The sequence below is a fragment of the Paucibacter aquatile genome, assembly GCF_002885975.1.
GTDB classification, from domain to species: Bacteria; Pseudomonadota; Gammaproteobacteria; order Burkholderiales; family Burkholderiaceae_C; genus Paucibacter_A; species Paucibacter_A aquatilis.
In genome coordinates, this window is the sequence record NZ_POSP01000003.1 from 3,674,358 (window position 1) to 3,691,264 (window position 16,907).

At 67.2% G+C, this 16,907-nt stretch carries 16 protein-coding genes; 9 read left to right on the forward strand and 7 right to left on the reverse strand.

All coding sequences use genetic code 11. From position 1 onward, the window contains the following. Window positions 1–6: 6 nt before the first annotated feature. Window positions 7–900: an SPFH domain-containing protein gene (locus tag C1O66_RS18975; RefSeq protein WP_102769326.1), complete on the reverse strand. Its 894-nt coding sequence runs from the start codon at window positions 898–900 to the stop codon at window positions 7–9. A gap of 200 nt (window positions 901–1,100) precedes the next feature. Between C1O66_RS18975 and C1O66_RS18980 the strand changes: the two genes are divergently transcribed. From C1O66_RS18980 to C1O66_RS18995, 4 genes are read left to right on the forward strand one after another with little or no spacing between them, the layout of a single operon-like run. Beyond that, a complete protein-coding gene (locus C1O66_RS18980; protein WP_165794688.1) occupies window positions 1,101–2,291 on the forward strand; it encodes an HlyD family efflux transporter periplasmic adaptor subunit in 1,191 nt (396 codons plus the stop codon). Then, window positions 2,288–3,490, forward strand: coding sequence for an ABC transporter permease DevC (gene devC / locus C1O66_RS18985; protein ID WP_102769328.1), 1,203 nt, complete (start codon window positions 2,288–2,290; stop codon window positions 3,488–3,490). The genes C1O66_RS18980 and devC overlap by 4 nt, the downstream gene beginning before the upstream one ends. A 2-nt stretch (window positions 3,491–3,492) precedes the next feature. Then, entirely contained in the window at window positions 3,493–4,212 is a 720-nt protein-coding gene (locus C1O66_RS18990) for an ATP-binding cassette domain-containing protein (protein ID WP_102769329.1), read from the forward strand. 8 nt (window positions 4,213–4,220) lie between these two features. Further along, window positions 4,221–4,901, forward strand: coding sequence for a CerR family C-terminal domain-containing protein (locus C1O66_RS18995; RefSeq protein ID WP_102769330.1), 681 nt, complete (start codon window positions 4,221–4,223; stop codon window positions 4,899–4,901). Between the two features lie 8 nt (window positions 4,902–4,909). Here C1O66_RS18995 and C1O66_RS19000 read toward each other — a convergent pair whose 3' ends face one another. From C1O66_RS19000 to C1O66_RS19025, 6 genes are all read right to left on the reverse strand, one after another. Continuing rightward, window positions 4,910–5,749 carry a LytR/AlgR family response regulator transcription factor gene (locus C1O66_RS19000; protein ID WP_102769331.1) on the reverse strand — a complete coding sequence of 280 codons (840 nt, stop codon included), beginning with the start codon at window positions 5,747–5,749 and terminating at the stop codon, window positions 4,910–4,912. Between the two features lie 30 nt (window positions 5,750–5,779). Further along, the gene (locus C1O66_RS19005) at window positions 5,780–6,190 is read right to left on the reverse strand and encodes a hypothetical protein (protein ID WP_102769332.1); all 411 of its coding nucleotides are present in this window, start codon (window positions 6,188–6,190) and stop codon (window positions 5,780–5,782) included. Continuing rightward, entirely contained in the window at window positions 6,187–7,626 is a 1,440-nt protein-coding gene (locus C1O66_RS19010; RefSeq protein ID WP_102769333.1) for a sensor histidine kinase, read from the reverse strand. Before C1O66_RS19010 ends, C1O66_RS19005 begins: the two co-directional genes overlap by 4 nt. Window positions 7,627–7,911: 285 nt before the next feature. Beyond that, on the reverse strand, window positions 7,912–8,481 hold the full coding sequence (locus C1O66_RS19015) for a YceI family protein (protein WP_102769334.1): 570 nt from the start codon (window positions 8,479–8,481) through the stop codon (window positions 7,912–7,914). An 88-nt stretch (window positions 8,482–8,569) separates the two neighbouring features. Continuing rightward, complete coding sequence (locus tag C1O66_RS19020; protein ID WP_102769335.1) at window positions 8,570–9,193, reverse strand: YceI family protein; 624 nt, start codon at window positions 9,191–9,193, stop codon at window positions 8,570–8,572. A gap of 59 nt (window positions 9,194–9,252) precedes the next feature. After that, complete coding sequence (locus C1O66_RS19025) at window positions 9,253–9,843, reverse strand: cytochrome b (RefSeq protein WP_102769336.1); 591 nt, start codon at window positions 9,841–9,843, stop codon at window positions 9,253–9,255. 229 nt (window positions 9,844–10,072) lie between these two features. Here C1O66_RS19025 and C1O66_RS19030 point away from each other — a divergent pair, with 229 nt between their 5' ends. The 5 genes from C1O66_RS19030 (at window position 10,073) to C1O66_RS19050 (ending at window position 16,884) form a co-directional block, all read left to right on the forward strand. Next, window positions 10,073–10,660: an HD domain-containing protein gene (locus C1O66_RS19030; RefSeq protein WP_102769337.1), complete on the forward strand. Its 588-nt coding sequence runs from the start codon at window positions 10,073–10,075 to the stop codon at window positions 10,658–10,660. 91 nt (window positions 10,661–10,751) lie between these two features. Continuing rightward, the gene (locus tag C1O66_RS19035; RefSeq protein ID WP_102769338.1) at window positions 10,752–11,303 is read left to right on the forward strand and encodes a DUF2799 domain-containing protein; all 552 of its coding nucleotides are present in this window, start codon (window positions 10,752–10,754) and stop codon (window positions 11,301–11,303) included. A 50-nt stretch (window positions 11,304–11,353) separates the two neighbouring features. Then, window positions 11,354–13,180, forward strand: a complete 1,827-nt coding sequence (locus C1O66_RS19040) for an ATP-binding response regulator (protein ID WP_102769339.1) — start codon at window positions 11,354–11,356, stop codon at window positions 13,178–13,180. Window positions 13,181–13,380: 200 nt separating this feature from the next. Next, complete coding sequence (locus C1O66_RS19045; protein WP_102769340.1) at window positions 13,381–14,502, forward strand: DUF418 domain-containing protein; 1,122 nt, start codon at window positions 13,381–13,383, stop codon at window positions 14,500–14,502. Window positions 14,503–14,547: 45 nt separating this feature from the next. Then, complete coding sequence (locus tag C1O66_RS19050; RefSeq protein ID WP_102769341.1) at window positions 14,548–16,884, forward strand: putative bifunctional diguanylate cyclase/phosphodiesterase; 2,337 nt, start codon at window positions 14,548–14,550, stop codon at window positions 16,882–16,884. The last annotated feature ends 23 nt before the right edge of the window (window positions 16,885–16,907 follow it).

Here is a 16,907-nt window from a genome sequence, read left to right on the forward strand (position 1 = left end):
CGGGCCTCAGTTGTACAGCGTGCCGGTGTTGACGATGGGCTGCGTCTCCTTGTCCGAGCACAGCACCACCAGCAGGTTGGACACCATGGCGGCCTTGCGTTCGTCGTCCAACTCGACGATGGAGCGCTCGCTCAGGCCCTTGAGCGCTTCTTCCACCATGCTGACCGCACCGAGCACGATCTTCTTGCGGGCGCTGATGATGGCCTCGGCCTGCTGGCGGCGCAGCATCACCTGGGCGATCTCGGGCGCATAGGCCAGGTGGGTGATCTTGGCGTCCTGCACTTCCACGCCCGCGTCACCGAAACGCTCCTGCAACTGCTTGACCAGTGCCGCGGCCACTTCGTCCTGGCCGGCGCGCAGGGTTATTTCGCCCGAATGGATGTCGTCACCCTCGTCGTAGGCGAATTGCGCCGCCAGATGGCGGATGGCCGCCTCGGCCTGGATGCGTACATAGACCTCGAAATCATCGACCTCGAACACCGCGCGCGCCGTGTCCTGCACCCGCCAGACCACGGCGGCGCTGATCTCCACCGGGTTGCCGCGCTTGTCGTTGACCTTGAGCGTGGGCGCATTGAAGTTGCGCGAGCGCAGCGAGATCTTGCGCTTGAGCATCAGCGGGTTGGCCCAGCGCAGGCCTTCGCGCCGATCACTGCCGCAGTAGCGTCCGAACAGGGTCAGGATGCGCGCCTCATTGGGCTGCTGCATGTACAGCCCGGCCAGGGCCAGGATGCCGACCAGCACCAGGCCCAATCCCGGCAGCAAAGCCCAGGGGCCCAGGGCCACGGTGCTGATCACCAAGGCCGTTCCCCCGGCCAGGCCGATCAGGGCCAGGCCCACGGCCAGGGCGCCGCTGTGGGTGCGGGCGGCAGTTTCGGTGCGAAATTCTTGCTGGGTTCTCATCGCGTCCTCCGATTAAAGGTGATATCACTTTAATCGCAAAATGACGACTGTCAAGCGCTTCGGAGATGGGCTGCTGAGAGGCCCGTTGGATGGCGGTTCAGCTGGTGTGAGTGGGCGTGCGCCCGTCGCGATGGACGCATCTTGTGCTTTTAATTTGTCCAGCTGTACAATTTGATCAAATGGACAAATTAAGGTTTGCCATGTCTGCCGAATCCCGCGCTTGCCCGCCAGCGCCTGCCGCTCCCGCCTCGCCCTGCTTGCCCCTGTTGGTGGTGGATCGGAGCGGCGGCGCTGGCGCGCACCGGGCTGAATCCGCCTCGGTGGCCCTGGCTGTCGCGCGCTGGCCGGCCGCACTGGGTGCCGCCGCGTTCGCCTTGCTCCTGCTCGGTGCCGTGCTGGCAAGTCGTTCGTGGTGGGCGGCGTCCGCCACCAAGGCCGCGCCGCCTGGTCTGGCGCCGCCCACCCAGGTCCTGGCCCTGGGGCGGCTGGCGCCTCAGGGGGAACTGCGCCTGCTGGCCGCACCGTTTGGCGCCGGCGATGCGCCAGTCGCCGAGCTTCATGTTCACGAAGGGCAGCAGGTGGCCGCGGGTGCGCGCTTGGTCACCTTTGGCAACTCCGAGGCCCGCCAGGCGGCGCTGCTGGTGGCCGAGCGCCAGCTGGCCAGCCGTGAGGCAGCCTTGCAGCAGGCTGCACGCGAGGTCTCCTCGGCCCAGGCCCAGGTCGCCGCGGAGCTGCGCCGGGCCGAGCTCGTGGCGCGGGCAGCCGCCCAGGACTACCAGCGCTGGGAGGCCCTGGCCGCGCAGGACTTTGTGTCGGCCACGGCGCTCGACCAGCGCCGCACGCAGCGGGACGAAGCGCTGGAACTGCTGGCGCGCGCCCAGGCCGGCCAGGCGCGACACGCCGGCGATGCGGCCACGCAACCCGATCTGCGCCTGGCGCAGAAAGGCGTGGAGGCGGCCCGGGCCGAGCTTGATCGGGCGCGGCAAGACCTGGCCGGCAGCGTGCTGCGGGCGCCTCATGAGGGCACGGTGATCGCCCTGCGCAGCCGCGTGGGCGAGCGCCCTGGAGCGTCTGGCGTGCTGGAGTTTGGCGACACCCGGGTGATGACGGCAGAGCTGGAGGTTCATCAGGATGAGGTTCGGCATCTGCGCGCGGGCCTGCCGGTCAGCCTGGAGGCGTCGGCCCTGGACACGCGCTTGCAGGGGCACATCAGCCAGATCGGCCTGTCCGTCGGGCGGCAGCGTTTGACCGAAGCCAGCCCGGCCGCCAATACCGACGCGCGGGTGCTGCGTGTGACTGTGCAGCTGGATCCGGCCTCGTCGGCGCGCGCGCGCAGCCTGGTCGGCCTTGAACTCCGTGCCCGCATTGCGCTGGCGCCGGTGGCGCCATGAGCCGCTCACTGCGATCCTGGCCTGAGCTCTGGCTGGAGCGCCTGCTGGGCCGTTTGCCAATCGGGTGGCTGCAGCTGAGCCATTCCCGAACGCGCTTGTACGCGGCACTCGGCGGCGTTTCCTTTGCCAGCCTGCTGGTGCTGATGCAGCTGGGTTTCCATGGCGCCTTGCTGGGCAGCGTGGCCTTGCCCTACCGAGCCATGGATGCGCAACTCTTGATCAGTGCCGCGGACATGAACACCCTGGCCGATGCCAGCCCGCTGCCGCGGGTGCGTCTGTTGCAGGCCGCGGCTGTGCCGGGCGTCGATCAGGTCAGCGCCGTCTTCCTGGGGCGCCTCGACTGGCGCCAGCCCGATGGCAGCGTTCGGGCCCTGGATGTGCTGGGCTTCGACCCCTCGGAGGCGCCGCTGCATGACGTTGAGATTCGCCGTCAGCAGGGACTGCTGAACCTGGTGGACACCGTGCTGATGGATGCGCGCACTCGACACATCGACGCAGCGCCTGTCCTGTCTGCAAAGCCCGATGCCACCTGGCTCTTGGAACTGCGCGCCCGCAGCCTGAAGGTGGCCGGGCACTTCGCCATCGGAGGCGGATTCTCGGCCGATGGCTACCTTCTGGCTTCAGATCAGACCTTTCTGCGCCTCTTTCCCAACCGCAGCTCGGGCGCGCCCAATCTGGGCCTGGTGCAGCTGCAAGCGGGGGCCGATCCTGCTGTCGTGGCGGCATTGCTGCGCGAGCGCTTTCGCGATGCGGGGGATGTGAAGGTGCGCAGCCTCGATGCCGTCATTGCCGAGGACCAGCGCTTTCAGAGCACTCAGCGCCCGATCGGCCTGATCTTCGGCTTCGGCATCGTCATCGGTCTGCTGGTGGGTGTCGTGATCGTCTACCAAGTGCTGTCCAGCGATGTGGCCGACCATTTGAAGGAGTACGCCACTTTGAAGGCGATCGGCTACCCGCAGCGCTTCTTCCTGGGCATCGTGTTCGAGGAGGCGGTGATTCTGGGCCTGCTCGGTTTTGTACCGGGCTTGCTGATCGCCAGCGGGCTGTATGCGGTGGTGGCATGGAAGACCGGCCTGCCAATGGCGATGAACGCGCCGCGGGCCGGTGCCGTCCTGCTGGGTACGGTGGCCATGTGCGCACTGTCGGGGGCAATCGCCACGCGGCGCCTGGCCCGCGCCAATCCAGCGGAGTTGTTCTGAACATGGCTGAGCCACACGATGTGGGCCCGGTGTCGCTGGCGGTGCGCGGCTTGCAGCATGCTTTCGGTCTTGGAGAGGCACGCAAGCAGGTCCTGTTCGACATCGATCTGGACATCCATGCCGGCGAGCTGACCGTGCTGATGGGCGCCTCGGGCTCGGGCAAGACAACCCTGCTCACGCTCGTGGCCGCCCTGCGCAGTGTCGAGCAGGGCAGTGTTCGCCTTCTTGGTCAAGAGCTGTGTGGCGCGAGCGAAGCGCAACGGGTGCAGATGCGCCGCCAACTCGGTTTCATCTTTCAGGCGCACAACCTGCACGAAAGCCTCAGCGCACTGCAGAACGTCCGGCTTGGCCTGGCGGTGCATGGTGGAGAGGCCGCTCAAGCCTGGGCGCAGGCCGGTCGTCATCTGTTGGCGCAGCTCGGTCTGGCGGAGCGCCTGCACCATGTGCCCGCCCAGCTGTCCGGGGGGCAAAAGCAGCGCGTGGCGATTGCGCGGGCCTTGGTGGGCAACCCCGTCGTGGTGTTGGCGGACGAACCTACAGCGGCCCTGGACCGCGAATCTGCGCTGCAGGTGGTGCATCTGCTCAAGGCACTGGCGCGCGAGCGCGGCACCACGGTCGTGATGGTCACCCACGACAGCAAGGTGCTCGCACTCGCGGATCGCATCATCACCATGGAGCAAGGCCGGCTGGTCGATGATCGCCGCTCAGCGGCTGGGTTCTAATTCGGGTCATGGCCCGAACCCCTCATGCCACTCAGTCGCGCAGTGAAGTCACCCGTGCCGCCCTCATCCAGGCTGCCACCGAGGCCTTCGCGCGCGCCGGATTCGACGCGGTCAGCACCCGCGATATCGCCGCTGCCGCCGAGGTGCACCCGGCCCTGATCGGCTACCACTTCGGTGGCAAGGAAGGCCTGTACCTGGCCGTCTTTGAGCACATCGCAGCCACGGTGGAGCAGCGCATCGGGCCGGCCCTGGATCAGATCGAGCAGATGCTGGCTTCGCGCGGCGGCAAGAATGACGCCGCGGTGCGTGCCATGGCCTCGCTGGGCAAGCTGTGCGATGCCATGGTGGCCATGCTGGCCGACCCCGGCAGCGGTCCTTGGGCTGCCTTGATCATGCGCGAGCAACAGGCGCCGACAGCTGCCTTCGACTTGGTGTACGAGCGCTTCATGCGCCGCGTGCTGGCCACCATGACCCAGCTGGTGCGCACCGCCGACCCCACGCGCGATGCGCTGGAGGCTCGGCTGACGGTGGTCGCCCTGCTCGGGCAAATGGTGGTGTTTCGTGTCGCCCGGGCCGGAGTGATGCGGCACCTGGAATGGCGCAGCGTCGGCCCCGAAGAGCAGGCCCAGATGCAAGCCATGATCCGGCGCCACCTCGCTGCCATCCTGGGGCAGCCGAGCACGGCCTAGCCGCCGGCTTACATGCCCTTGAACAGGTGCGTGTAGCTGCGGCTGACTTCGAGCTTTTCGCTCAGGCTTTTGACGCCCACCATTTGGCGGCCGCGGAAATCGCGGGTGATGCCGTCGATGGCGCGGGCATTGACCAGGGTGGAGCGGTGGATCTGCCAGAACAGGCTGGGGTCGAGCTCGTCCACCAGTTCCTTGATCGGCTTGCGGATCAGGGCTTCGATGCGGGCGGTCTGCACGCGGGTGTACTTTTCATCGCTGATGAAGAACAGCACGTCCTCGACCGGGATCATCTGGATGGCCTGGCCGACCGTGGCCTGGATCCATTGCAGGTAGTTGGGCTTGGCGCCCGGGTTGAGTTGGCCGGAGAGCTTGTGCAAGAGCTGCTGCAACGGTGCGCCCGCGGGCTCGGCCACATCGGGCACGCTGGCGCCGTCCTGGCGCTGGGCCAGGCGCTTCTTGATGCGCTGCACCGTCACCAGCAGGCGCTCGCGTTCGGCGGGCTTGAGCACATAGTCGGCCACGCCCTGCTCGAAGGCTTCGACCGCGTACTGGTCGTAGGCGGTGATGAAGACGATCTCGGGCACCAGCCAGGAATCATCCTCGGGCAGCTGGGCAATCTGGCGGGCGGCATCGACGCCTGTCAGGCCGGGCATGCGGATGTCCAGAAACACCAGGTCGGGCCGGTGTTCGCGCACCAGCTCCACCGCCTCCAGGCCGTTTTTGGCCTCGGCAACGATGTCGAGATCGGGCCAGACCTCGGTCAGGCGGCTGCGCAGCTGTTCGCGCATCAGGCGTTCGTCGTCTGCCAGAACGGCGCGCACGCGGGTGGGGGTGTTGGGCTGGTTCATGCGCGGATGTTAAGTCGGCTTCGGAGGTGTTCAGGCTTGCGCGTTGCGCTTGGGGCGGCGGTCGCGCAGCAGCAGCCAGAGCACCAGGCCCAGCAGGATCAGCGGTGAACCCAGCACCGCGCCGACGCTGAACAGCGCCGCCAGCACCGTGCCCACCACGCAGACCAGCACGCCGCCGACGATCAGCAGGGGCAGGCCCACGCCCAGCAGCAAGACCAGGGGCAGCACGAACAGCAGCACCACCCCGGTGATCAGGCCGCCGACCAGCAGCTCGGCCCAATGGCCGGAGGCCATCTCGCCGAGGTACAGGTCTTCGCCATTGATGCTGATGCTGACGCCAGGGTGGCTCCACATTTCCTGCCAGAGCCAGACGCCGGACACGGCGGCCACCAGGGCCAGAACCAGGCTCAGGGCCAGGGTGAACTTGGCAAAGCTTTTCATGCGGAGGCTCCTTCGTGCTCGTCGGCGCGGCTGCGGTAAGGCACGGTGATGGTCACCACGGTGCCGCTGGGTTGGTTCTCGGTGACGGTGACGCTGGCGCGTGAGCCGTAGAGGATCATCAAGCGCTCGCGGATATTGGCCAGGCCCACGCCGGTGCCGGCGGTGGCGGCGCGGCCGAAGCCCAGGCCGGTGTCGGCCACGGTCACGGCCAGCTTGCCGTGCAGCACCTCGGCCTTGACGCGCAGCAGGCCGCCTTCGGCCTTGGGCTCCAGGCCATGCTTGATGGCGTTCTCGACCAGGCTCTGGATCATCATGGGCGGGAACTCGGCCGAGAGCAGGCCCTCGGGCACATCGATCTCGGTCTGCAGCCGCTCTTCCATGCGCATCTGCAGGATTTCGAGGTAAGGCTTGATGACCGCCAGCTCGCGGCCCAGGTCACGCACGCCGCTGGCATTGGCCTCGCGCATGGTGGGCATGGAGGCGCGCAGCAGGGCGATCAGGTTCTTCTGCATCTGCGAGGCACGCGGCGGGTCGGTTTCGATCAGGTGGTCGATGGAGGCCAGGGTGTTGAACAGGAAATGCGGCTCCACCTGGGCCTGCATGGCGGCCATGCGGGCTTCGATGACCTGGCGCTTGAGCGATTCGGCCTCCGCCGTCTCGGTCGCCTTGGCGGCTTTCACCTCGGCCTGGATGCGGCCTTTGTAGGTGATCTTGATCAAAAGGGAGGCCGCAACCCAGAACACCGCCCATTCAACCAAGAAGTCTCCGGCATGGATGACGCGCACGCGGGATCTCGGCCCGCCGCTTCGGGCCTCTTCGATCAGTCGCTCGGTCTCGGCGCGTGCTTCTTCGATGGCCTGCTTGGTTTCCTCGGCCTGCTGAGCGTCTTGTTCGGCCTTCTCCTGGGCTTCGCGCGCTTCCTCGGCGATTTTTTCCAGGGCTGTCCGCGCGTCTTCGACGGCGCGCCGGATGTCCTCGCGCTCGGCCGACTCAGGGAAGCGGATGTTCACGCCCGGCCCTGCGCCCTCGCTGCCGGCTTCCGACGCGGCCTTGTCGCCCGAGGCCGCGCGCGGCTGCACGCGCACGCCACGCTCGTCGATGCTGATCTCGTAGTGGATGCCCTTGCCGCTCTTGTCGGTCTTCTCGGCTTTCTCGGCCCTCTCTCGCTTCTCCGGCTTCTCAGCCGGCGGCAGACGCGGCAGCTTGTTGTAGGGCACCGATCCGCTTTCGACTTCCTCGGTGATGCGCCAGGTGAAGAAGGGCAGATTGGAAATCAGATTGGCGCCGATGATCAGCGCTGCCGAGAAGATGATGAAGTTCTTCCAGCTGATGCTGACCAGCCAACCCGCGTAGATATGGAACCAACGCAGCAGCTGGGCGTAGAAATGCTGCAGGCGCTGCAACAAGGTAGGAGGGAGCGAGGGCGAGGGGGACATGGCGGAGGAAACCTTGGGTCTTTGCACGCACTGTACGCAAGCTGCACGAGCCGAGCGACGGCAGCGCGACGCGCCGTGCTGGCAAGGGGCTGAATTGCAGGAACGAGCGACAGTCCGGCGGCCGGGTTTCAGCCGGGCTCGCCACGAGGGCGCGGCGGTTGCATGGCGGGCGTGAACTGCATCACGAAGCGCCCGTGCCCATGAAAAAGCCCGCCGGCCTGGTGAGGCCTGGCGGGCGGGTGATCAGCCCGGCCGGAGGCAGGGCGGGTGCAGGGCCGAGGGGGCTTACTGCTTGACGGCTTCGACCTGGATCACCAGCTTCACTGCCTTGGGGAAACCCCAGGCCAGGCCATAGTCCACGCCCCACTGGGTGCGGTCGAGGGTGGCTTCGAAGTCGCCGCCGCAGACTTCGCGCTTGAGCATGGGGCTTTGGTAGCAGCCGAAGTTGACGGCCTTGAGTGTGACCGGGGCGGTCTTGCCCTTGAGGGTCAGCTCGCCGGCCACTTCGGTGACCTTGTCACCGCTGAAGCTGAACTTGTCGCCCACGAACTTGGCAGTGGCGAACTTGCCAGCGTCGAAGATGTCTTCGCTTTGCAGATGCTTGTCGAAAGCGGCCGAACCGGTGTTGATGCTGGCCATTTGCAGGGTCAGCTCGACGCGGCCGGTCTTGGCGGCGCGGTCCAGGGTGACCGTGCCTTCCTTTTTGTCGAAGCGGCCGCGGTTGGTGGACACGCCGAAGTGCGAGATCTCGAAGGTGGCGTAGGTATGGGTCGGCTCGATGGCGTAGGTGGCCGATTCCGCTTGCGCGAAGCTGGAGGCGGCCAGGGCCAGGGCGGCGATCAGGGTCTTGTTCATCTCAGGGCTTCCTTGCTGGGTCAAAAAAAGTTGGAAAAAGGGTCGGGGGAAATCGGGGGAGGGCAGCGATCTGCTTTGCCGCAAAGGCTTAGAGTGGGGCCACGCCGCTGAACAGCAGCTTGAACTTCACTTGCACTTCGTTGGCGACCATGGAGGTATCGGCCCACTCGCCGTCACCGATCTTGAACTCCAGGCGCTTGAGCACAAAGCTGCCGTTCGCGGTGGTGATGCCGCCGGCCTGGCTCAAGCTGATGGGCACGCTCAGGTCGCGGGTCTGGCCCTTCAGGCTCAGCTTGCCGCTGACCTCGAACTTGCCGCCGCCCAAGGCCTTGATGGCGCTGCTCTGAAAACTGGCCTGCGGCAGGCGCTTGCTGTCGAACCAGGCGGCCTTGCCCAGCTCGGCGTCGAACTCGGGCGCGCCCAGGCTGGCGCTGGCCAGGTCGATGGTGAAGGCGACACGGCCGGCCTCGGGTTTCTTGGGGTCAAAGCTGAGCTGGGCGTCGAATTTCTTGAAGCGGCCTTCCACCGGCACGCCCATCTGGCGACTGACGAAGAGCAGCTCGCTGCCAGCCGCCTGCAACTGCGGCGCGGCGGCGGGGGCCGGGGCGGCGGCAGCCGGCTTGGCTGCTGCGGCACTGGGCTTGGTTTGCGCCCAGCTGCTGCTCAGGCTGGCCAGCAGGGCGGTCATCACCATCAAACGGATCGGTTTCATCGCAAAGCCTTTCGCTTCGGTTTCGAAAAAAGAGGTGAGGCAGGCAGGGGCCGAAGGCTTCAGCGCCGCGCCGGCATCATGCGCAGCAGCAGGCCGTCGCGGTCCAGCAGCTGGTGCTTCAGCGCAGCGGCGATGTGCATCAGCACCAGGCCGGCCATGGCAAAGGCCAGCAGCTTGTGCGCTTCCTTGAGGGTGTCGGCCAGGGTCTTGTCCACCGGCACGAAGTCAGGCAGCTGCAGCACGCCAAACCAGACGATGGGGAAGCCGGCCGCCGAGCTGTAGGCCCAGCCGGCCAGGGGCACGGCGAAGAACAGCACATAGAGCAGCAGATGGGTGGCGTGGGCCGCACGCGCTTGCCAGGCGGGCATGGGGGCATCGGCCGGCGGGCGGTGGCCCAGGCGCCAGAGCAGACGCAGGGTGGACAGCAGCAGGATGGTCACGCCCGCCCATTTGTGCCAGCTGTAGAGCTTGATGCGGCTGGGCGAGAAGGGCAGGTCGGCCATGTACACGCCGAAGGCAAAGGTGGCGATGATCAGCAGGGCCAGCAGCCAGTGCAGGGCCATGGCCACCGGGCTGTAGCGCGGCACGGCGGCGCTGGGTGCGGGCTCAGGTGTGGACTCGGGGGCGGAGGCTGGGGCTGAAGCGGTCATGGCGGTCTGGCGCGGGGCGCCGGTGTGTCGCAATGTTGGCAGTGTGCGCCGTGGCCCCGGCCTGGCGGTTCATGGCGCTTGATGCCAGGGTTCAGGGAATTTGAATGTCCATCCGGGGCATTCTTCACCTTCACGGGGGGCACATGCGAGCGTCATGTGCGGGTCACGGTCGCCAGCACAAGATGCCGGGGGCGATGGATCGCATCGTCCGTTTCTCGGGAGCCCCGCCATGGATATCGTCAGCAAGATCGAAGCCCTGTTTCAGCGCCGCGGCGCCCTGGTCTACACCGGCCAGCGCCTGGAGCGGCGCGAGGCCGTCAGCGCGCTCGAGCATGCCTTGCAATGCGCCCAGCTGGCCGAATGGGCCCATGCCGACAACGCCCTGGTGGCGGCCGCCTTTCTGCACGACCTGGGTCAGCTGATGGATGCGCCGGCCGAGGCCGAGCTGCAGGACGACCAGCACGAGACCCGCGCCCTGGTCTTTCTGGCCAGCGGTGGCTTCGCGGCCGATGTGCTGGAGCCCATCCGTCTGCATGTGCAGGCCAAGCGTTTTCTGGTCGGCAGCGACCCGGCTTATGCCGACAGCCTGTCGGCAGCCTCCCTGCATTCCCTGTCCCTGCAAGGCGGCCGCATGAATGCCGAAGAGCGCCTGCTCTTCCTGGCCCAACCGCAGGCGGCGCGGGCGCTGCAGCTGCGCCGCTGGGACGACCTGGCCAAGCACCCGGGCAAGCGCACGCCGCCGCTGGGCTACTACCTGGACTTGCTGGACGGCGTCTTGCAGGACGCGCGCCAGCCCAGCCGGGTGGCCCTGGCCTGAAGCGCCCAGCACACATCGACCGGGGCGAAACGCGCGACAAGTGCACAGCGGGGCGGGCCTCGCCTGCCTCGGCATGGGCTAGCATCGCAGCATGATCGAACACCATCGCGGCCCACGTGTGGCCCTGTGCATCCTGGCCAGCCTGGCAGTCTTGAGCGGCTGCGCCAGCATGAGCGAATCGCAATGCCGTCAGGCCGACTGGCAGGCCCGTGGCCTGGCTGACGGCCGCGAGGGTCGCAGCGCCCAGCGCATCGAAGACCATGTCGAAGCCTGCGGCAAGATCGGCATCAGCCCCGACAGCAAGGCCTGGACCGAGGGTTGGGAGCGTGGCATCCGCAGTTATTGCACCGCCAGCAATGGCTGGCGAGAGGGCATGCGCAACCAAATCTACTGGGAAGGTTGCCGCGGCCAGGCAGGTGAGGACGAGTTCCTGCGTTACTACCAGATCGGCCAGCAGCTCTATGGCTTGCAGCAGCAAATCGTTCGCAACGATGCTGAGCTGCAGCGCCTCGAGCGCCTTCTGCGCGACTCCAAGAACGATGAAGAGCGGGCGCGCCTGCGCGAGCAGATGCGCCGCCTTGACATGGATCAGCTGCGATTGCGTGCGCTGATCGCGGGCTTGCATCTGGCCGCGCCGCGCTGACACAGGGCATCCGGCCGGGGGATACTGGCCCCGGTCCTTCTCCCACCTCCATGACACGAGCGATCTCGGCCGAACAGGCCAGTGTTGACGAAGAGCTGCTGCGCCTGCTGGCCCAGCAGGGCCGGCGCATGCCGTACCCGGTCGGATTCAGCGCCGCCGTGATCGCCATCATGGCTTGGCAGGGCACCCAGCACTGGCTCGCCATGCTCTGGTTGGCCCTGGTGGTGGGCGTGCTGGCGCTGCGCTGGTGGGGCTTGGGTAAGTTGGCCGTCTGGCGCCATCTCTCGTTGCGCCGCCGCCTGCGCGCGGCCACCGGCTTGAGCCTGCTCAATGGCCTGGTGTTCAGCGCCTCGCTGATGTTCGTGCCCTATTTCGACGACTACCAGCGCATGGTGCAGACCATGCTGCTGCTGGGTTTGTGTGCCGGTTCGGTGGCTACCACGGCCGGCTCGGCGCCGGTGCTGCTGAGTTTCTTGCTGCCGGTCAGCCTCAGCAACAGCCTGGCCTGGCTGGGTTGGCATGCCGGCGGGCGCGAAAGCACCTGGCTGGAGGTGGCCCTGGGGGCCTTGATCCTGGGCTTTGCCTGGATTCTGGCCAGCCTCGGGCGCGATGCCTACCGAGTGTTTGTGGAGTCGGTGCTGATCCGCCAGCAACAGACCCAGACCAACCAGCAATTGCGCCTGGCCCTGCAAAAGGCCGAGCAGGCCATGGAGGCCAAGACGCGCTTTCTGGCTTCCGCCAGCCACGATCTGCGTCAGCCCATGCACACGCTGTCCTTGCTCGGTTCGGCCCTGGTGCGGCGGCCTCTGGATCCTGAGAGCGCCGAGATCGGCCGCCATATGAATCTGGCCCTGCAGTCCCTGGCCTCACAGATGGACGGGCTGCTGGACATCTCCAAACTCGATGCCCAGGTGGTGCCGGTGGCCAACCAGGTGTTCTGCCTGAGCAGCTGGCTGCGCCGCATCTGCCTCGAGATGCAGGCCACGGCCCAGGGCAAGGGCTTGAGTCTGATGTTCGAGTGCCCGGATTCGGTGTTCGTGGAGAGCGACCCGCTGCTGCTCGAACGGGTGATGCGCAATCTGATCGACAACGCCATCAAATACACCGAGCGTGGCGGTGTGCGGGTCGTCGTGTCGCCGGAATTCGGCGATGACGATGAGGACGGTGATGACGAGCCTATGTGGACCATCCGCGTCATCGACACCGGCCGCGGCATCGCGCCGGCCGAACAGGCCCGCATCTTTGAAGAGTTCTACCAGATCGGCAATGCCGAGCGCGACCGGGCCAAGGGCCTGGGCCTGGGCCTGTCCATCGTCAGCCGCATGGTCGACCTGCTGGACCTGCCGCTGCAGCTGCAATCCGAGCTGGGCCAGGGCAGCACCTTCAGCCTGAGCATCGCCGGCGCCCCGGCCTCGGCCGCGCCAGTGGGTGATGGTGCGGCAGCCTCAGCCGCCGCCCAGCCGCGCCTGCCCCGCCTGCATGTGCTGGTGCTGGACGACGAGGCGCCCGTGCGCGAGGCCATGCGTGCCCTGCTGAGCAGCCATGGCTGCGAGGTCACCACCACCGGCAGCACGCGCGAAGCCTTGCTCAAGTGCATGATGCGCCGCCCCGACATTGTGCTGACCGACTTCCGCCTGCGCGATGGCGACGACGGCATCTCCGCGCTCCACACCTTGCGCAATGCCCTGCCGGGCCTGCCCGCGGTACTGATCACCGGCGACACGGCGCCCGAGCGCCTGCGCGAAGCCCATGCCGCCGGTCTGGTGCTGCTGCACAAGCCCGTGTTGGAGGAGCAGCTGATCGCGGCCATCCACCAGGCCCTGGTCGAGGCTGGCGGCATCAGCCCGATCAGCCGGGTGCTGGCCGGTACGGCCTGACCGCTCAACTGGCGTGCGCATGGCGGATGCCATGCGCTGAATCTCGGCGTTTGCACCGACGCGGGGCCTGGGTTTCGACGATTCCTGTGGTGACACTGGCTGCCGAGAGCTGGCACTACGCTCCAGCGTTTTCTTGGACCCGCGCGGCGGTGGCGGCTGGCTCTGCCCTGGCGTGATCGATCCCTCATCGCTGCCACCCCATGCCGATCCCCTCAACTTTGACTGCAGCTTCGCCCCCTTCGACCGTTTCGACCGCTTCGGCCCCGCCGGCCGTGCGCCTGACCGCGCTGGATGGCCTGCGCGGGCTCAGCATGCTGGGCATGGTGTTGGTGAACTTTCGTCTGGCCATGGGCGTCGAGGCCTCGGCCGACGCGGGCTTGGGCTCGCTGTTTCTGGCCCTGGAGGGGCGCACGGCCGCCATTTTTGTCACCCTGGCCGGCATGGGCCTGGTGATGGGGGCGGCCCGCCAGCCCCTGGCCCAGGCGCGTTCGCAAGCGTTGCGCCGTGCTTTCTGGCTGGCTGTGATGGGCCTGTTGAATCTGCTGATCTTCCCGGCCGACATCCTGCATTTCTACGCCTGCTACTTCGCCCTGGGTGCCCTTTTCCTGGGGCGCTCGGGTCGCTTGTGCATGGCACTGGCCCTGCTCTTGCCGCTGCTGTATGTGGCGGCTTTGTTCCGCTGGAGTTATGACAGCGGCTGGGACTGGCAGACGCTCAGCTACATCGATCTGTGGCAGCCCCAGGGCTTTGTCCGTCACCTGCTGTTCAACGGCTTCCATCCGGTGCTGCCCTGGATGGCGTTTTTCCTCTGGGGCATGGGCCTGGCCCGCTTGCCTTTGCAGCAGCGGCCCGTGCAGTGGCGACTGATGCTGGGCGGTGCGTCGGTGTTTCTGATCTGCTTGGGTGTGCGTGAGGGTGTGGCCCTGTGGCTGCCCGCTTGGGCCCCACTGTGGGGCACGACGCCCTTGCCGCCGGGGCCTTTGTACATGTTCAGCGCCGGGGCGCTGGCCACGGCGCTGGTCGGGGCGGCCTTGCTGGCCTTGCCCGACTGGGCGGCCCTGCGGGCCCTGGGCCGCAGCACCCTGTCGGTCTATCTGGCCCACATCCTGCTCGGCATGGGCTTGCTGGAATCAGCTGGGCTCTTGTCCGGGCGCAGCCTGGCCGAGGTGCTGGCCTTGGGCCTGGGCTTCGGTGCGTTGGCCTTGCTGGGCTGTTGGGTCTGGCTTCGCCGCTTTCCACAGGGCCCGGTTGAAATGTTGATGCGACGACTGATCCGAAAACCCGGGCAGTTCTCGCGCCTTGAAGCCGGGGGCAGCCCGTAAGATGCGACCACGTTGACCAAGGCCTGATCCAGGCCCCGCACGCGCATGTGGAATCGTCGCAGCCTGCGTTTGAAGACTCTGGGCATTCTGGGCCTCTTGCTGTGCGCCGTCGGGGCGCTCAGTTTCGCGGCCAGCGCCTGGATGCTGGACAGCAGTCTCGGTGATTTCGAGCAAAGAGTGGCCCAGGAGCGCGTGGCGCGCGTGGCCGCAGCCATTCAGCAAGACGTCAGCGCACGCATCCGTGTGGCCAGCGATTACGGATTCTGGGACGATGCCGCCGCTTTCATGAGCGAGCCGGACGAGAAGTTCCTGACGGTCAACTTCACCGCCGAGTCCCTGCGCAATGCCCAGGTCAGCGCGGTTGCCTTCTTTGCCCTGGATGGCCATTTCCACGCCGGTGTGGAGATGCGCGATGGCCAGCGTGAAACCCTCGATGAAACCCGTCCTCTGGTGCAGCGCATGCGCGCGCTGGCCATGGACCAGGCCCTGGTGAGCCGCAGCATTGGTGGCGATGTCAAGCGCTGGGTCGATGGGCGGCCCATGCTGATGGTGTTCAGCCCGGTGCGGCGCACCGAGCGCCTGTCGCCGCAGCTCGGCTGGTTGGTCATGGTGCAGGTGATGGACGAAGCCAATCTGCGCGAGCTGTCGCTGAGCACGGGGTCAACGTTTCGTCTGCTGCCGGCGGCCGGCGGCGAGTTGTCGCCTGCTTCCCCGGCCATGACCACGGCTGCGGCTCAGATCACCCAGCCCCTGCGCGATGCCCTGGGCGAGAGCGAGCTGCTGCTGCAGGTGGACCTGCCGCCCGCCCTGGAGCGCCAGCGTCAGACCGGCTTGCTGGTGCTGCTGCTGAACAGCTTTGTGCTGGTGCTGCTGGCCGGTGCGGCGGCGGTTCTGCTGCTCGATCGGCTGATCCTGCGCCGCCTGGCGGAGTTCGCCCGCTTGGCCCGACGCCACCGCAGCGCCGGCCGCGCGCGCCCCGGGCAGGCCCAGGCCCAGCGCTGGCCGGTGCAAGGGCAGGATGAGCTGGATGAACTGGCTCTGGCCCTGAACGGCATGGTGGGCAGCCTGGACCAGGCGCGCGCCGAGCTGGAGCGGGATGTCCGCACCGATGCCCTGACCGGCCTGGGCAACCGCCGCCAGCTCTACGAGCAGATCGACCAGCTGCTGGGCCAGAAGGCGCGCCACCGCGAGCTGACCCTGGCCCTGCTTTTGATCGACCTCGATGATTTCAAGCTGCTCAACGACTCGCTCGGCCACGAGCTGGGCAACCACCTGCTGGTGCAGACCGGGCAGACGCTGAAGAAGCTGGTGCGCGCCTCCGATGTGGTGACGCGTTTGGGCGGCGACGAGTTCGCCCTGATCTATGTGGCCGAGAAGGGCGAGCTGGGCGTGCTGAGCTTTGTGCGCCGGCTCCAGCAGGCCCTGGCCCAGCCGGTCAGCTACCAGGACATGGAGGTCACGGTCACCGGCTCGATCGGCATCGCCTACCTCCACGCCAAGCCCGGCCAGGCGATCAACAAGGACGATCTGCTGCGCAATGCCGAGCTGGCCATGTACGCCGCCAAGCGTGCAGGCAAGGGCCGCTACAGCCTCTTCAACGATGCCCTGCTCGGTGATGTGCAAGAGCGCATGTTGCTCGAGCAGCAGCTGCGCGAGTGCCTGCGTCAGGATCAGCTCGAGGTCTGGTTCCAGCCCATCCTCGATGTGCGCACGGGCGAGGTGGCCATGTTCGAGGCGCTGGCCCGCTGGCCGCTGGAGGGCGGCTATTGCTCACCGGCCCGCTTCATCCCAGTGGCCGAGGAGACCGGCCTGATCAACGAGCTGGGCGCGGCGGTGGCGCGCAAGGTGATCGCTGCCTTGCCTGCCTTGCTGGCCCTCGATGCCCGCCATGTGGTCAACGTCAACCTGTCGCCGCGCCAGCTGATGAGCCGGCATCTGGTCGAGCAGATGTGCAGCCTGGTCGACGGCGCCGGCCTGTCGCGCGACAGCATCCACTTCGAGCTGACCGAATCAGCCCTGGCCAGCAATGCCGACTTTGCCAAGCAACAACTCGACGCCCTGGCCGCCGCCGGCTTCCACCTGCATCTCGACGATTTCGGCACCGGCTACTCCTCGCTGCACCGCCTGCAGAGCCTGCCCTTCTCGACCCTCAAGCTGGACCGCTCCTTCGTCGTCATGCTGGGCCAGGGCGATGCCCGCATCGCCCGCTCCATCATCTCCCTGGCCGAGCAGCTGGGCCTGCAGGTGATCGCCGAAGGCATCGAAACCCTCGAGCAGCAAGAGCGCCTGCTCGACCTCGGCTGCCACCTGATCCAGGGCTATCTGCACGCCAAGCCCATGCCGCTGCCGGATTTGTTGGAGTGGTTGGCCCGGCGCGGTTGAAGGGCTGCTTGGCCCGCGCGGCC

Excerpts from the sequence above, each read along its gene's own strand:
- C1O66_RS18975 (WP_102769326.1), bottom strand. The coding sequence starts at position 900 with ATGAGAACCCAGCAAGAATTTCGCACCGAAACTGCCGCCCGCACCCAC.
- C1O66_RS18980 (WP_165794688.1), top strand. The coding sequence starts at position 1,101 with ATGTCTGCCGAATCCCGCGCTTGCCCGCCAGCGCCTGCCGCTCCCGCC.
- devC (WP_102769328.1), top strand. The coding sequence starts at position 2,288 with ATGAGCCGCTCACTGCGATCCTGGCCTGAGCTCTGGCTGGAGCGCCTG.
- C1O66_RS18990 (WP_102769329.1), top strand. The coding sequence starts at position 3,493 with ATGGCTGAGCCACACGATGTGGGCCCGGTGTCGCTGGCGGTGCGCGGC.
- C1O66_RS18995 (WP_102769330.1), top strand. The coding sequence starts at position 4,221 with ATGGCCCGAACCCCTCATGCCACTCAGTCGCGCAGTGAAGTCACCCGT.
- C1O66_RS19000 (WP_102769331.1), bottom strand. The coding sequence starts at position 5,749 with ATGAACCAGCCCAACACCCCCACCCGCGTGCGCGCCGTTCTGGCAGAC.
- C1O66_RS19005 (WP_102769332.1), bottom strand. The coding sequence starts at position 6,190 with ATGAAAAGCTTTGCCAAGTTCACCCTGGCCCTGAGCCTGGTTCTGGCC.
- C1O66_RS19010 (WP_102769333.1), bottom strand. The coding sequence starts at position 7,626 with ATGTCCCCCTCGCCCTCGCTCCCTCCTACCTTGTTGCAGCGCCTGCAG.
- C1O66_RS19015 (WP_102769334.1), bottom strand. The coding sequence starts at position 8,481 with ATGAACAAGACCCTGATCGCCGCCCTGGCCCTGGCCGCCTCCAGCTTC.
- C1O66_RS19020 (WP_102769335.1), bottom strand. The coding sequence starts at position 9,193 with ATGAAACCGATCCGTTTGATGGTGATGACCGCCCTGCTGGCCAGCCTG.
- C1O66_RS19025 (WP_102769336.1), bottom strand. The coding sequence starts at position 9,843 with ATGACCGCTTCAGCCCCAGCCTCCGCCCCCGAGTCCACACCTGAGCCC.
- C1O66_RS19030 (WP_102769337.1), top strand. The coding sequence starts at position 10,073 with ATGGATATCGTCAGCAAGATCGAAGCCCTGTTTCAGCGCCGCGGCGCC.
- C1O66_RS19035 (WP_102769338.1), top strand. The coding sequence starts at position 10,752 with ATGATCGAACACCATCGCGGCCCACGTGTGGCCCTGTGCATCCTGGCC.
- C1O66_RS19040 (WP_102769339.1), top strand. The coding sequence starts at position 11,354 with ATGACACGAGCGATCTCGGCCGAACAGGCCAGTGTTGACGAAGAGCTG.
- C1O66_RS19045 (WP_102769340.1), top strand. The coding sequence starts at position 13,381 with ATGCCGATCCCCTCAACTTTGACTGCAGCTTCGCCCCCTTCGACCGTT.
- C1O66_RS19050 (WP_102769341.1), top strand. The coding sequence starts at position 14,548 with ATGTGGAATCGTCGCAGCCTGCGTTTGAAGACTCTGGGCATTCTGGGC.